15 protein-coding genes are annotated in these 14,604 nt (G+C 38.1%); 3 read left to right on the top strand and 12 right to left on the bottom strand.

Features of this window, described 5'->3' with window-relative positions; translation table 11 throughout:
- Positions 1–58 precede the first annotated feature (58 nt).
- The 3 genes from M9949_07810 to M9949_07800 are packed head-to-tail and all read left to right on the top strand — an operon-like array spanning position 59 to position 3,055.
- Positions 59–1,558, top strand: coding sequence for a hypothetical protein (locus tag M9949_07810; GenBank protein MCO5251313.1), 1,500 nt, complete (start codon positions 59–61; stop codon positions 1,556–1,558).
- The gene (locus tag M9949_07805; protein ID MCO5251312.1) at positions 1,548–1,985 is read left to right on the top strand and encodes a T9SS type A sorting domain-containing protein; all 438 of its coding nucleotides are present in this window, start codon (positions 1,548–1,550) and stop codon (positions 1,983–1,985) included. Before M9949_07810 ends, M9949_07805 begins: the two co-directional genes overlap by 11 nt.
- Positions 1,986–1,987: 2 nt before the next feature.
- Positions 1,988–3,055: a PorV/PorQ family protein gene (locus M9949_07800; GenBank protein MCO5251311.1), complete on the top strand. Its 1,068-nt coding sequence runs from the start codon at positions 1,988–1,990 to the stop codon at positions 3,053–3,055.
- On the opposite strand, the gene rpe is transcribed toward M9949_07800, so the two are convergent.
- The 12 genes from rpe to ruvA all read right to left on the bottom strand — a co-directional run bounded on the left by rpe (position 3,052) and on the right by ruvA (position 14,578).
- Entirely contained in the window at positions 3,052–3,720 is a 669-nt protein-coding gene (gene rpe, locus M9949_07795) for a ribulose-phosphate 3-epimerase (GenBank protein ID MCO5251310.1), read from the bottom strand. The two genes, M9949_07800 and rpe, sit on opposite strands and share 4 nt — an antisense overlap.
- Positions 3,717–6,191, bottom strand: coding sequence for an AAA family ATPase (locus tag M9949_07790; protein ID MCO5251309.1), 2,475 nt, complete (start codon positions 6,189–6,191; stop codon positions 3,717–3,719). The genes rpe and M9949_07790 overlap by 4 nt, the downstream gene beginning before the upstream one ends.
- A 299-nt stretch (positions 6,192–6,490) precedes the next feature.
- Entirely contained in the window at positions 6,491–6,691 is a 201-nt protein-coding gene (locus tag M9949_07785) for a DUF2283 domain-containing protein (protein MCO5251308.1), read from the bottom strand.
- Positions 6,691–6,933 carry a hypothetical protein gene (locus M9949_07780; protein MCO5251307.1) on the bottom strand — a complete coding sequence of 81 codons (243 nt, stop codon included), beginning with the start codon at positions 6,931–6,933 and terminating at the stop codon, positions 6,691–6,693. Before M9949_07780 ends, M9949_07785 begins: the two co-directional genes overlap by 1 nt.
- 252 nt (positions 6,934–7,185) lie before the next feature.
- Positions 7,186–7,374 carry a T9SS type A sorting domain-containing protein gene (locus M9949_07775; protein ID MCO5251306.1) on the bottom strand — a complete coding sequence of 63 codons (189 nt, stop codon included), beginning with the start codon at positions 7,372–7,374 and terminating at the stop codon, positions 7,186–7,188.
- 537 nt (positions 7,375–7,911) lie between these two features.
- Positions 7,912–9,624: a M2 family metallopeptidase gene (locus tag M9949_07770; GenBank protein ID MCO5251305.1), complete on the bottom strand. Its 1,713-nt coding sequence runs from the start codon at positions 9,622–9,624 to the stop codon at positions 7,912–7,914.
- 73 nt (positions 9,625–9,697) lie between these two features.
- The gene (locus M9949_07765) at positions 9,698–10,195 is read right to left on the bottom strand and encodes an NADH-quinone oxidoreductase subunit I (GenBank protein ID MCO5251304.1); all 498 of its coding nucleotides are present in this window, start codon (positions 10,193–10,195) and stop codon (positions 9,698–9,700) included.
- A 60-nt stretch (positions 10,196–10,255) separates the two neighbouring features.
- Positions 10,256–11,308, bottom strand: a complete 1,053-nt coding sequence (nuoH, locus tag M9949_07760; GenBank protein MCO5251303.1) for an NADH-quinone oxidoreductase subunit NuoH — start codon at positions 11,306–11,308, stop codon at positions 10,256–10,258.
- Between the two features lie 29 nt (positions 11,309–11,337).
- A complete protein-coding gene (locus M9949_07755) occupies positions 11,338–12,282 on the bottom strand; it encodes a molybdopterin-dependent oxidoreductase (GenBank protein ID MCO5251302.1) in 945 nt (314 codons plus the stop codon).
- Between the two features lie 135 nt (positions 12,283–12,417).
- Complete coding sequence (locus M9949_07750) at positions 12,418–13,110, bottom strand: 2Fe-2S iron-sulfur cluster-binding protein (protein ID MCO5251301.1); 693 nt, start codon at positions 13,108–13,110, stop codon at positions 12,418–12,420.
- 125 nt (positions 13,111–13,235) lie between these two features.
- A complete protein-coding gene (locus M9949_07745) occupies positions 13,236–13,973 on the bottom strand; it encodes a HisA/HisF-related TIM barrel protein (protein MCO5251300.1) in 738 nt (245 codons plus the stop codon).
- Positions 13,974–13,975: 2 nt separating this feature from the next.
- The gene (ruvA, locus tag M9949_07740) at positions 13,976–14,578 is read right to left on the bottom strand and encodes a Holliday junction branch migration protein RuvA (GenBank protein MCO5251299.1); all 603 of its coding nucleotides are present in this window, start codon (positions 14,576–14,578) and stop codon (positions 13,976–13,978) included.
- Positions 14,579–14,604 lie beyond the last annotated feature (26 nt).

The following is a 14,604-nucleotide window of genomic DNA, read 5'->3' as shown; positions in this document are numbered from 1 at the left end:
TTTTATCGTAAATTTTTGTTATTTTAAATGTTTTAAAAAATGGAAACTGATTAACTTGATGACAATAAGGCTCAAAATATTTTTTTTAATCGTCTGGCTCATACTTGCGTCGGGGTCGGAGCTGTTTTCTAAAGATAATTTGAATCGAATTACAATCAATCCGTTGAATAGAGCGAGCCTGTTTTTTGATAATATGCCCCAAAGTTTCCAATCAAAATTGTCCGATGACAAAAAGACAATTTCCTTAGAATTTCCCGCCATTAATGTGGTTGATTCTTGCAGACAAACCACCGGTCAAGGCATAATAAATTCAATCCAAGTACAAACTTATCCGACAAAATCGCTAATCACATTAATGCTACGCGACAAACGCGGATATAATGCTGTGCCTCTGCCCTATTCCAAGTCTGTCATGATTGAGGTCTTCAATTGGAACGACCTTACTCCCGCTGAGGATAAATATCGGACGGCACTACTTGCATACGAAGATGGAATTTACAAAGAAGCTATAAAAGATTTAGTCGAATCAATAAAAGCAGGAAACGCAAATGCTCTGAGCTTTGCCGGAATTATCAGCCTTAAGCTAGGTCAGGTAGTTTCAGCAAAGAATTTTCTCCGATTGGCTATAGCAAAAAATACAGACATTTACGATGCTCATGCGGCATTATATCACGCTTATATGATTTCGGATAGTGTGTCAGAAGCAGAGTTGCATCTAAATCAATTTAAGATTCTTACCGGTGTCGCAACAATCGGAACTGTTGATATAGATTTAACCAATCCGCTTGATACTGCTTTATTTGCATTCTCCGAAAGTATTGTCGCAGGAGTTGATTTGAGCGTCATTACTCCACTCGATTCTGCATCATTTAGCGAAGCAAAAGCCGATACAACTGCTCCACTTGGTGATTTAACTTCGGAAATGAGTGATACTACATTTTTGAACAAATATTTCCTCGAAACATTAGTAATTATTGCTTTTGCAATTATAGTAATGTTAATGTACTTTTATTTTCGTTGGCGAACAGCACAGCAAGAAATTATTTCTCGCCAAAAAGGTGCAAAATTTACAAGTGATTTGAACGACGCAAAAGTCAATCTGCAACCGAAACAAGTTGCGGACATTTATAGCGAATCCGAAAAAATTACAAAGCCTGTTACTCCTCCTATTTCTCCCGAAGAAGAAGCAAAGCAAGTTATGGTTAAGGATATTGAGCAAATACTTAAAGTATCTGACCAAAAAGCTGAAAAAAAGGCTCAATCCGTAACACAAGCTAAGTCGGCGAAAAAAGTTGAGAAAGCATCAGCAAATCCTAAAGTTGAATTGGCGATGCACTTGATTGAGGAACAACGCAAAATTAAAACTTCGCAAATCGAGAGCCTTAAAATTGAAGATTTACCCGATGAATCCGGTAAATTAAATGATATTGCAAAAAAATTCGGAATAGAAAAGGGTGGTCTTGAAACTAAACAAGCAATTGAACGTTTATTGAAAGATGAAAAGTATTTCGAGAGAATTTCTAAAAAATTTCAAAATCAAAATAACAATGAAGAATAGAATTCTAAATTTAGCTTTTTTATCAATTCTGCTATTATTCGGCTCTAATTATACTCTATTTGCATCTGAAACCAATAACCCCAAATCCAATCGTGGCACAAAATTTGTTGATTATAAGTCAACTGAGATGCCCCTTTCATCAAGTGTCGAAAATGATACAGTAAAGACAAATAATATTGTCAATATCTGGAACAGCAATGACGCTTACAATGTGAAAGTAGCATTGAAGGATAAAGATAGTGAAATTGACATTGGGATTTATAATATGTTGGGGAAAGAGGTGTTGAAAGTTGTCCAAAAAGGCATTCAAACTGCTGACGAAGCCATATATGAATTTAATGTCAGTAAGCTACCCAACGGAGTTTATCTGTGTGTATTGATTGGCAGAAACTTCAGGGATGTTGAGAAATTTATAATTTCAAGATAAAAATGCCGATAATTTGCAAAAAATATTCATTGCCTTTCCTAAGGACTGCCATACTATGTATGCTTGTTTTTGGGCTATCACTTCAAATTGGGTCTGCTCAAGTATCATCCGGCGGATATTCCGAAACATACTTATTCAGAAACATTGGAGCACGCGCTATTTCTATGGCTGGAGCATATTCAGCCGTTGTAAATGAGCCGTCGGGCATTTATTACAATCCGGCAGGAATCGGTTTTATGAATGAAATCCCCACAGTAAGCGCTTCTGTCTCGATTCTCGGTCTGGGTCGTTCGTATAATTCTCTTACATGGGCTCAACAAGTGATGCCAAATTTTGGAGTTGGTTTCGGTTTCAATGCTCTCACCACTCCCGAATTTACTGCTCGTGATATAATGGGCAACCAGATTGGAACAATTTCGGCAATGCAATACAATCTTGCTTTAGCAGCAGCATATTGTCTCGAATTTATGAGTATGGGCGTATCTGTAAAATATTTGAATCATGGAGTTTCGGGTATTTCAAGTGGAGCGAGCGGATTTGCAGTTGACTTGGGGACAAAATTCAATGTTATGGATATGTTCTCGGTTGGGATTGCTATGCAAAATATTTCCGCAATGATGTTTTGGGATACTCCATATGAACCTCGCGAAGATATTCCATTTAGAGTAAGAGCCGGTGTTGCAATGGAATTTGCCCTGAATGATGAAACTTATAGTACGCGTTCTACAACAACAGGAGAGCAATTACAGATTTATGTCCCGGCTACACGATACGTATTGGTCTCGTCCGATTTGGTGATTACACAATTTGAAGAAAACCCAACTTGGGTAATTGGCACAGAAGCTGTCCCTCATGAATTGATTGCATTCAGAGGTGGAATTGCTGTCTATGGCGATAAATATGGACAAGCAGAGCTTTTCCCGATGACTTATTGGGGTGCAGGGGTTTCTATCCGTCCCGATTTGAAAGAAAATCTACCTTTCAAATTTAATGTAGATTACTCATTATCGAATGAATATTTGACCGAATCCGGACTTGCTCATCACATCAGCATTGTATTTGAATTCTAAAGCACGCTCGTTGCTTTTTTACGCATTAGCTTCAAATTTTCGACCACATCGCCACTAAAAATTCCCGAACCGCTCACAATAACATTTGCTCCTGATGCAACTACTTCTCGCACATTATCTATCTTAATTCCACCATCAACTTGAATATCAATATGTTCAAGATTATTATCAACTAAAAAGCTCTTTAATTTGTAGCATTTGTTGTGGAATGAATTAATAAAACTTTGCCCCCCAAAACCCGGATTGACTGACATCAACAGCACAAAATCGCAATACTCGACTGAATCGTAAATCAATTCGATTGGTGTCAGAGGATTGAGTACGATTCCGGCTTGTTTGCCAAGATTTTTAATGCTCGACAATGTTCTATGCAAATGATTACAAACTTCGTAATGCACCGAAATCATATCGGCTCCGGCTTCTGCGAAATCGTTAATATAGCGGTCGGGTTCACTTATCATCAGGTGTGCATCGAGCAACAAATCTGATACTTTGCGAATTGCAGCTACAACAGGCACTCCAATCGTAATATTCGGTACAAAATGCCCATCCATAACATCTATATGAAGTATCTCTGCCCCACCCTGTTCGCATTTTCGGATGTCTCTTTCAAGGTTTGCAAAATCAGCAGATAATAATGAAGGTGCTAATTTGATTTCTTTCATTTCCGGGTTCCTTTTGCTTTTTCAGTTTCTTTTTTAACCGGTTTGAGTATTTGAGCAAATTCTTCGATTCGTGCATCAACTAATCCGTAAAGAGATTGTTTTGGATAATTGCCGTCTTTATCGGCTACGCCTGCTTCCAATCCGAATAGCAATTGAATTGCATCGTCAATAGTCTCAATTGAATAAATATGGAAATTTCCTTTGCGGACATCTTCGATGACTTCATTAGTCAACATAAGTTCCTTAACGTTCCGAGACGGTATAATACAAGCTTGTTCCTTAGTAAAACCACGCTCACGGCAAACTTCGTAAAATCCAATGATTTTTTCGTTTACTCCGCCAATTGGCTGAATCTCACCTTTTTGGTTTACAGAGCCTGTTATAGCTATGCTTTGATTAATCGGCATATTTGAAGTGGCTGACAATACTGCATAGATTTCTGCAGCTGAGGCGCTGTCACCGTCAATTCCTGAATAATTCTGCTCGAATGCAATCGAGGCACTCAACGATAATGTCCTTTTGGTAGCAAATTTCTCACGCAAAAATCCCGAAATGATTAAAATGCCTTTGTTGTGCAATCTACCGCTCATATCGGATTCGCGTTCGATATTGATGATTCCGGCATTGCCTACGCTAACGTTAGCGCTGATTCGAGCGGGCTTACCGAATGAATATATTCCACTGTTATAGACCGTCAGACCATTGATTACGCCAACACGGGTGCCTGATGTATCAATCATAATCGTATCTTTTACAATATGCTTTCTGATTTTTTCATCAGTCATATCATTGCGTCGTTTGCGAGATTCAATAGCTTTTTCCACGTCCTCTCTACTTATGCTTTTCTTTTTCGATTCCTTGACAAAATAAGCTGATTCTCGAATAATATCGGCAACGTCAGAAAATTTGAGTGTGATTACTTCTTGCGAACCGGCAAATTCAACACCCCATTCCACAATCGCTGCCACGGCACTTGTGTCGCAATGAGGAAGATTATCCTCAGTGCATATTTTCGCTGCAAATCTTGCATAATTATGGAATGCACCCTCATTTTTGTCCGTTTCATAATCAAATTGTGCATTTATCTTAAATATTTTCTTAAAGCCTTTTTCGTAAGAATGTAAAAATCTGTATAGGGTTTGCCCGCCAATGATGATAACTTTGATATTCACATCAATTGACTCAGGCTTCAGGTGCGATTGAGTCAATTGGAAAATCGAATCATATGGTTGAATTTCAATTTTATCGTACAACAGGACTTGTTGCAATTTGTTCCATACATTCGGCTCCTGAAACAAATCGTTGGCATTGACGACAAGGAAACCTTGGTCTGCACTCAACAATGAGCCGGCTTTTATTTTAGTGAAATCGGAACGCCAAAATCCACGAGCGTCATAAACTTTTTCGATTGTGCCAAAAAGATTTGTATATGTTGGATTAGTTTCGATTACGACAGGGGCACATTTACTTTCGGAATTATCCAAAATTACGTTTACATAAAAAATCGAAAATATGTCTGATTCTTCCAATTTAATGATAACGTCGTTTTTGGCGAAATTTTGATTGGGATTTGGTATAAAAAAGTTCAAATTTTCAAGAATATGACTTTTGACATGCCCGATGTATGAATGAAGTTTTTCGTTCTCGAATCGTTCGAGCGTATCCGCAAAAACCGCACTAACGAGCTCCTTTGCGAAATTCTTATCGCTTTCGATTAGAGCAGCCCTATATTCTTGCATGATTTTCATTCCCTTACGTGCAAGGTCGTAAATTTCTTCATGAAAGGCTTGCCAATACTTTTTAAAAAGCGCCGCTTCGTTTGCTTTCAATTTCTTTTCAGCCACAAGTCTGTCCAAATCACTGATGGGAACAGCTTCGCCATCAACAACCGGGAAAACCTCGGCTTGGACAGTGCCGTCATCTTTTTCGAGTTGCCCGCGAACGAAACCATGCTTGCTGATTTTCGCATCAAAATTTTCGATTACCATTCGTTCTTGAGTTTGATATTCATTCGTTATTTTTTTTCTCGTTTGATGATAAGATTCTTCCTCGAACAAGCCCGGAATCTTTCTTCTCAGATAATTGATACTTTCGTTCATTGCAGTTTGGAACGCTTTGCCTTGTCCGGGAGCCAATTTGAGCAAAATCGGTTTGTCCGAATCAACAAAATTATTGACGTAGCAATAATCGAACAAATCAGGGCAAACACCGGAAATGGATTCGAGAATTTGCTTAACGGTGGTTGTTCTGCCGGTGCCGGAAAGCCCCGTAACAAAGATATTGTAGCCTTTTGCCCTCATTGAAGCGCCGAGCTTGATAGATTCGACGGCTCTGGGTTGACCGATAATTTCGTGCAAAGGGTTGATGTCGGCTGTGGTCTTGAATTTGAAAATGCTTGTAGGACATTGCCATCTCAGCTGATTATAATCTAATTTTGTAGCGGTGCCGATGTTGAGTTTCGTTTTTTTCATACTTAAAATACTTATTCGGAAAAATGAAAAATTAATAAAGTAAAATTAGCGAATGTATCGCTTATAAAAAAGCAAAAAAAAGACTATCTCAAATTGAGATAGTCGAAAATTTGGAATAGTGTACATTAGGTGTACTATCTGAGCAATCTCATTGGTCATTCTGAGCGAAGCGAAGAATCAAAGTTTTCAAGAAAGGCATGGATTCTTCGCCTTCGGCTTCAGAATGACCAGATGTCTGAACTATGATTATTATGATTTGGTGATTAAAACAAATGGAGTTATATTAAACTAACTCGTGTTTATGCAGTTGCTAATTGTTGATACGAAATAGCATTAACATCAGCAACGCTTTTGGCATGTTCGAAAGTCATACTAACTACATTGCCATTCTCGTCAAGCTCCACAAGTGTATTTTCATTAATATCTTTAGTTTCATAAACAAAATTATCATTGAAGTTAATCAATAAAGTGTCGGTATCCTGAAAATATTTGATTTGCATTATAATTTCTCCTTAAATGAACGGTCAAAAAATGCGTTATGTATTGTTTCTTTATCCTCGAGGACAATAATTCTTAGAAATTTGTTATCAGCTTCAGAAATTTTCGCCCACTTTCTTATTCTACCGTCATTTTGAACTTCTTCATAAATTGGGCGGTAAAATGCTTCAGCTATCCACTCTTCCCTTATATCTACTCTATCGGGTCGTAGTTTAGTAAATTCAAAATATTTAGTAAATTTCATATTACTTACCTCATTCAATGCAACGAAAATGTGCTAACAATATTTGCAATGAAAGCCCTTCGGGGTATATTGCTAAACGAAATTGTCTGAACTATGATTTGTGTGATTTTGGTGATTAAGATGATAAAACCGAATATAACACCAAATTAAAAAAACATTGGAGTTAGACTTCGGAAGTCTTTATAATTAACTTCAAGAGGCTTATTATATTTCATATTCTTTAGAAAATTAGACTTCCGAAGTCTTCATCTATCACATCTTCACAAACATTTGCGTCTGATTGCCAATACGGAGATAATACACGCCACGAGGCAGATGCGAAATATCAATTCTTAAATTTTCGCTCCCTGAGCCTGTCGAAGGGTGAGCGGTCGGGGCGGTCATCACACATTCACCCAAAGTATTGAAAACTTGGACAGCGGACACTTCGGGAGTTTCCAAAACTTCCGAAGTTTGGATTGTAATATATTACACCTGACCGAACGAATTCTAATCATAAAAATCATCTTAATCAAAAAAATCATAGTTCAGACTATAATTTCCCACGAATGAATTCATGGGCTATGTTTTCGGACAGGACGCTGTTCTGTCCCTACATTTCAGGCTCCATATTCATCCGATGACTTGGAATCAACAGATGAATTATCTCTAACAAATGTGCCGCACTTGTGAACTTGGAGTCATCGGATGAATTGTAATGTCCCGGTAGGTGTAACAAAGATTAGACGAAAGCTTCCGAAGGTTTCGAACCTTCGGAAGGTTAAGCAAGCATATCATAATAATCATTCAAATCAAAAAAATCATAGTTCTAGACTATAATTTCCCACGAATAAATTCATGGGCTATGTTTCAGACAGAACACTGTTGCAGTCCCTACATTTCAGATGTGCCACACCTGCGAGGTGTGGCACATCTACAGGGCAAAAAAAAAAGCTGCCCATTTGGACAGCTTCTTGAAATTCGGAAACGAATTAAAAACTAATCTACAAATTGGATTGCGTAGTATTTTGGAGTGAGCTTTTCGCCGGTTGCTTTTTCTATCATATCGTTCCACAAATAGCGTTTGCCGGGTTGGAAAACGTTTTTGATTAGATATTCGCCGACTTCGGGATGCCCGACTAAGCCCGGGTTTGCATTTGGCACATCTTTCAATACTTTCGTTGTGATTGTATTATATAATTGCGATGCGAGCAATTCGCCCAAATGATAGTTATGGTAGTAGCATGGCGATGTCGCAATATGAATTTTTGTTGCCCAATCCGGCATGTCTCTGCCTTCGGGTTTCTTCATCATTTGATATTTTTCGACCAATGACCACCAAAGTGTGTTCAAATCTTGCTCTGGATTAGCATAAAGTTCTTTTTCAAATCTGTACATTACTTGTGACCAGCGGCTGAAAACGAGTTGTTGAAGCTTCAGGATATTGTGGCAAGTTTCAGCGATACTGTCTTTTTCTGCTTCGCTGATGCCAATCATTGATTGCAACCATGATGGGTCCGATGCCATTCTGCCGAACAACATCGCAATTGCTTCGGTTGTGAAGATGTGTGCAGGTTCTTTGAGCGACCAAGGCAATGCAGCATCGTAATGGTATTCGTAAAGTGCGTGTCCGTATTCGTGAAGCATAGTTTCGCCCCAACGCGCATTTGGTACTACATTGCACAAAACTCTGATGTCTTTTGCGTGGCGGTCAATGTTGATGCAATAAGCATGTTGATTTTTGTTTGGTTTTTCGAACAAATCACTTTTGGCTACTAAGTCATCAATCGGCAAATTGAGCGATTGGAAATAATCTACTGACAATTTTACCAAATCTTGGTCTTTGTAGTATTTGTCCATATCAACTTCATAGATTTTCGGAGCTTCTTGGAAATAGCGATTTTGGTAGTGCCAAGGCATTAATTGCTCGACTTTGATTTTGTTTTGAGCAGCTAAAAAAGTATCAATTTCACCTTTTAACTTGACGAAAGTATCGCGAGTCAAAGCGTCTAATTCGTCAAACAGATTTTCGATTTGTGCAGGGTCTTGTTCGCTAAGTTTAAGGCTCATTTCGTGATAGTTTTTGTAGCCTAATTCGTGAGCAATTTCATTTCTTACACGTACAAGGTTCAAAATGTCCTCTTTTACAATTGGACCTATGTCTTTATGAGCTAACCAAGTTGCTTGGAGTTCTTTTTGATTTTTAGATGTTTTCAATACCTCTTCGACTTGGTTATCGGTCAATTCTCTATTTCCGACTTTCGCTCTATAGTTGGAGTATTTGTTTTCGATTTGGGCTTGCATCGTAGATAATCTGTTCAATTTGGCAGTATCAATTTGTTTTGATAGCATTCCTAAGTACAAAACTTCCATTCTCCTTGCCAATAAAGAGTCAGTAATATTATTACTTTCCTTGAATTTTTTGAGAGTTTCGAAGTTACTCTTATTGGCTAAAATCTCGTTGAATTTCATGTCCGCTTGCGAAAAATAATTCCAATTTTCTTCGTTGGAATTTAGTGATGCTTCCCAATACTTAGTGCAAACTTCGGTATATTCTACAGCAATAACTTTTTCCAGCGAATCTGCGAATGTTGAAAATTCTTGTTCCATCTTTGCAATTTCCTCATTTCTTAACTGTTCGGCATTTTCCCCACATGAGATTACTCCCATCATTAACAATGTTATCAGGGCTAAAGGCATAAAAAATTTCATATTAAATACTCCCAAATATTAGAAAACTAACCGAAACATTGAATTGCTTCGGTATCTTTGTTTACAATTTTAACTATCTATATTGGCGTAAAAACTCTAATCTATCTTGCAGTTGAGCAACCGGAACGAGCAATTGTTCTTTGTTCATAAGCGCATCTTCTTGTCTTTGGAACACGAGCTCGTAATCTTTGCTCATAACAATTGCTTCTTCGGGACAAACTTCCTCGCAAAATCCGCAGTAAATACATCGCAACATATTTATTTCAAATTTCACCGGGAATCTTTCCTTTTCGCGGTCAGTCTCATCGGCTTGAACTTCTATAGCTAATGCCGGGCATACGCGTGAGCATAGCCCACAAGCTACGCAACGTTCGCCATCAACATCGTCAACGAGTACTGGTCTGCCACGATACGAGCCCAATGGCTCCCAACGTTCTTCAGGATACTGACGAGTAAATTTTGGTTTGAACATTTCTGCTAATGTCAATCCCAAACCTTTGGCAATTTCGGGGATATATAATTTTTCCCAAAAACTTCTTCTTTCGACTTCTGTATTTTTAGTGTTATTCATCGAACACCTTTTATATTCATTTATAAAACATCTTAGAATAAAAACTACATTAAGTAATTTTTACATAAAAAACAATACACCTAAAGCAGTGACTACCACATTTACAATTGCCAATGGCAATAGAACCTTCCAACCCAAATTCATCAATTGGTCATAACGGAAACGCGGTATTGACCAACGAACCCAAATGAAGAAAAATAGCACGAACAATACTTTTGCAAAGAAGACTAAGAAATGCGCTACTGCCATAAGAATCGAGCCTTCTTGCAATCCTAATGCTTCGTATGCAAATGGAATTGACCAACCACCCAAGTATAATAACACAATTAACACTGAGGATGTAGTCATATTAGCATATTCTGCCAAAAAGAACATTCCGAATTTCATACCCGAATATTCGGTGTTGAATCCGCCAACAAGTTCGGGTTCTGCTTCAGGCAAGTCAAAAGGAGCTCTGTTTGTTTCAGCAAATGCAGCAATTAAAAATATTATAAAACCGACCGGTTGTAAGAAAATCAGCCATCTCATTCCTCCCCAACCTTGTTGAAATTCAACAAAATCGTTTATGGAGAATGAGCCGACAATCAATACAGTCCCGATTAACGAAAGACCCATCGAAAGTTCGTAGGAAATCATCTGGGCTGATGAACGAAGTCCACCCAATAAAGAATACTTATTGTTAGATGACCACCCGGCGAGGGTTATCCCGTAAACACCTAAAGAAGTCATCGCCAATACATAAAGTATCCCGATATTCAAATCCGGAGCGATTCCGAGATAAATTATTCGGTCTTCTAATTGGATGTAGCTCGAAAAAGGTATTACTGCCCAAGTCGCCAAAGCAACTCCCAAAGCAATCACCGGAGCTAATGAGTGGAAAAACCTATCCGCTGCTGCAGGCACCAAATCTTCTTTCAAAAATAATTTTGCTACATCTGCGAATGGTTGCAATGTGCCCCAGGGTCCTACCCTATTTGGTCCGATTCTTCCCTGTATGAAAGCCGAAACCTTACGCTCGAGATACACATTTAAAGCCGCCATAAGTTGTATTGCCATCACTATGGCAAGCCCTTTGACGAGTGCTTCGATTGTTATCCATAATAAATCATTCATTTCTTAATTTATTTCTTGGTTAATAATATTTATTGTGGTTTAAAAACATGAGATTCGTAATTAATTAATTTCGGGTCGGGATTATCCCCCTTGCCCAAAACTAAACCCTGATATTCTAATAACTTATCGTAAGACATCTTTGCAAATAATGGAATTTTTTCACAAATTTCATCAAATATATCTTCAGAATTCTTAAATTTCCAGTCAGTACCAAGCATATTTGCAATTGTCGCAATTATTCTCCAACTTTGCTTGCAATCTCGCAATTCGTGCTGAGTCCATTGGTCATTATAAGCACCGAATTTATCGAGACGGCTCATTTTCATGCCCATAAATCGCAGATTTTCTTTGGTTACCAATGCGGGACTGAGATGTTGGACACGTCTATCCTTGTTGGTATATGTACCTTCGATTTCTGCATATGTAGAAGCCGGAAGCACTACATGAGCTTTTGCGGAAATTTTATTGTGATTATAATGCAGCACTACGAGAAATTCCAAATTATCGAGAGATTCAATAATATGCTCGTGATGTTTGAAGTCTTCTTCAAGTATAACTAATGCCCTAATATACCCTTTTTTGATGTTTTCGGAAAGTTCCTTCGCTTTTATGTTGCTTTCATCACTCTTGATACCGACGGCAATTGCACCGGTTGAATTAGGAGTTCTATCTGCAACAGCTAAGAAAAATTCATCGTTGAAGGATTGGTCAGTGTGTTCGAGAAAATCAATATTTGGAGATTTGACCACCTGACGGGCAAGTTTCATAAAGGCATAATTGTCTTCGTTAGTAGCTTTGGCTGAGGCAAGAAACATTATTTCATTCGGTTTGAAGCTCGATATACCGTTAGCAACGGCTTGACAAGCTTCTTGCCAACTTGCAGGAAAATGCTCTGTGCCTTGCTTGATTAAGGGCTGAACGATACGATTTTTGTTTACAAATTCATAAGTGTTCAATCGTGCGTCATCAGTCAACCAATGTCTGTTGACATATGGGTTAGTGCGCGGCTCGATTCTCAGAATTTCGTTATTGCGACACCTAACTTAGCCGTTGAGCTTCTGGTCGACCGGCAATGAAATAGAATCATTGAAGCCTGCGTCCCAGACACGTTAGAATCTGAAGTCAGGGCTTGTCAATGCACCAACGGGACAAATCTCGATAACGTTCATTGAATATGGGTTATCAAGTTGAGTTCCATCGAATAACTTAATCGTGACATGGTCGCCTCTTTGGACAAATGTCAACACATCTTGCTTGGCAATTTCTTGGGAATATCGAATACATCTGGAACATGAAATGCAGCGTTCGGCATCGAACATCACATTGGGACCCCATTTCTGGCGTTTATCCTTGTGATTTTTCATTTCGTCGAAACGGCTTTCTCCATCAGAATACCTGAAAGCGTAATCTTGAAGTTTGCATTCGCCTGCTTCGTCACAAATCGGACAATCAAGAGGATGGTTAATCAACAAAAATTCCATTACTGCTTCTTGAGCTTCGACTACTTTTGCATTGTTGGTATTGACATACATCCCATCTGTAACGGGTGTAGCACAAGCAATTTGAAGCTTGGGGAAGTAATTGACCATAGGATTGCCATTTTCATCATTTTCCGGAGTACCGTCAGGCAATCTCTTAGGCATTCCAATTTCAACCAAGCACATTCTACAGTTACCGGATACAGACAACTCAGGATGCCAACAAAAATGGGGAATTTGCAAACCATTCTCGTAGGCGGCTTCGATTACTGTCTTGCCCTGTTTGGTTTCAATTTTTTTCCCATCTATAAAAAAATGAGGCATATTAAATGCTCCGCTTTATTTATTATAAATATTTCAATAACTTTTTAATGAAATCGTAAAATTTTCAATATGCAAAATACGAAATTATCCTTATCAGATAAAATCATTTATCACTTTATAGCAATTTAGTTCATCAATTTTGATTCTGCTAATCTCCAAATTTTCTGACAAGGGAAGCAATTTTGGTAAAGAGATTCCGACATAATCACCGAATCAATGCCTTTTGTTGTATCTTTATTGAGCATTATCAAATCCTCAGCTTCATAAACTCCCTCATAAAGTGATATTTTCATATGATAATTTCGATACAATTCTTTTGTAAATTCGTAACAAGAATCGTCAAACAACCTGTCAGTATATTTTACTACAATTCTTTTGCCCCCAATACTCTGAATTTGCTTCAGATAATCATCTAATGCTCTACCATCTTTGTCCACTAAATTGTTCTGTTGGTCAAGTTCGCACCAGAAAACGATTCTTGATGGCGAATAGGATTTCAATAAACTCGCGACAGTTTGCAGGTTTTCATGATTCAATTCATTTATAATAAGGCGATAAATTCCACTATCAAGCAGCATTTTACAGTGATTTGCATCAATGTATTTTGTATGAAGTTGAATCGGTATATCGAAATTTTGGCTTAGGTTCAGAATGGATTTAAGATTTGAAGTGCTTTCGTCTGAATGAAATGAATCATAATCATATACATGAAGTGCCTTGGAATTCTCTTCTCTCATGAGCTTCACCAAGAGCAATGGATTCTCGAACAACTCTTGGTAATAGTCAGAAGTGCCTGCTTCGCCTTGGATACAACCGAAGCAAATTCCATTTCTCATCTCTATTGCAGGTATAACTAATAACATGGCTATCTCATTTGAAATTTTAAGGCAAGTTTGATAATATCTTCCGTTGACAGATTCTGACTATCGCCATCTCGGATTACAGCTTTTACGGATTTCTCCGCAACTGCATGATTATAACCCAATGACGAAAGTGCTGCTATTGCATCATCTACATTGGACGAAAGACCGATTTTTTTGTCGGATTTGCTGAATTTGGCAATTATTGCCAATGATTTGTCACCGAGCTCGAATAGTATTCGTTCGGCAGTTTTTTTGCCAATTCCCGGAAACTTGGTCAATCTGTTCAAATCTTTGGATAACAATATATCATGGAAATCATCAGGTGTAACAGAGGACAAAATGCCAAGTGCACTTTTGGGACCAATGCCCGAAATAGAGATTAGCAATTTGAATAATTCCAATTCATTTACATCCGAAAAGCCAAACAAAAAGGTACCATCTTCTCGGGTTTGGTGATATGTGAAGACGAAAACGGGACTGCCTACGACGGGTAATTTTTCAAATGTATTGAGCGAAATTCCTGCCAAATAGTGAATTCCGTTGCAATTCACAACTATTTCGGTGGAAGTCTTGTTGAATAATTTTCCTTCTAATGCATATATCATATTTTGCTCTCCATATCAGCAAAAAT

Origin of the sequence: Candidatus Kapaibacterium sp., from assembly GCA_023957315.1 — a bacterium.
Taxonomy (GTDB): domain Bacteria; phylum Bacteroidota; class Ignavibacteria; order Kapaibacteriales; family UBA2268; genus PGYU01.
This window is presented reverse-complemented; position numbering and strand designations above follow the sequence as displayed.

Bases quoted from the DNA above. Each gene is read 5' to 3' on its own strand.
- M9949_07765 (MCO5251304.1), bottom strand. From the start codon at position 10,195: ATGAATAACACTAAAAATACAGAAGTCGAAAGAAGAAGTTTTTGGGAA.
- M9949_07810 (MCO5251313.1), top strand. From the start codon at position 59: ATGACAATAAGGCTCAAAATATTTTTTTTAATCGTCTGGCTCATACTT.
- M9949_07800 (MCO5251311.1), top strand. From the start codon at position 1,988: ATGCCGATAATTTGCAAAAAATATTCATTGCCTTTCCTAAGGACTGCC.
- M9949_07805 (MCO5251312.1), top strand. From the start codon at position 1,548: ATGAAGAATAGAATTCTAAATTTAGCTTTTTTATCAATTCTGCTATTA.
- M9949_07785 (MCO5251308.1), bottom strand. From the start codon at position 6,691: ATGCAAATCAAATATTTTCAGGATACCGACACTTTATTGATTAACTTC.
- M9949_07780 (MCO5251307.1), bottom strand. From the start codon at position 6,933: ATGAAATTTACTAAATATTTTGAATTTACTAAACTACGACCCGATAGA.
- ruvA (MCO5251299.1), bottom strand. From the start codon at position 14,578: ATGATATATGCATTAGAAGGAAAATTATTCAACAAGACTTCCACCGAA.
- M9949_07745 (MCO5251300.1), bottom strand. From the start codon at position 13,973: ATGTTATTAGTTATACCTGCAATAGAGATGAGAAATGGAATTTGCTTC.
- M9949_07790 (MCO5251309.1), bottom strand. From the start codon at position 6,191: ATGAAAAAAACGAAACTCAACATCGGCACCGCTACAAAATTAGATTAT.
- M9949_07770 (MCO5251305.1), bottom strand. From the start codon at position 9,624: ATGAAATTTTTTATGCCTTTAGCCCTGATAACATTGTTAATGATGGGA.
- nuoH (MCO5251303.1), bottom strand. From the start codon at position 11,308: ATGAATGATTTATTATGGATAACAATCGAAGCACTCGTCAAAGGGCTT.
- M9949_07750 (MCO5251301.1), bottom strand. From the start codon at position 13,110: ATGCCTCATTTTTTTATAGATGGGAAAAAAATTGAAACCAAACAGGGC.
- rpe (MCO5251310.1), bottom strand. From the start codon at position 3,720: ATGAAAGAAATCAAATTAGCACCTTCATTATTATCTGCTGATTTTGCA.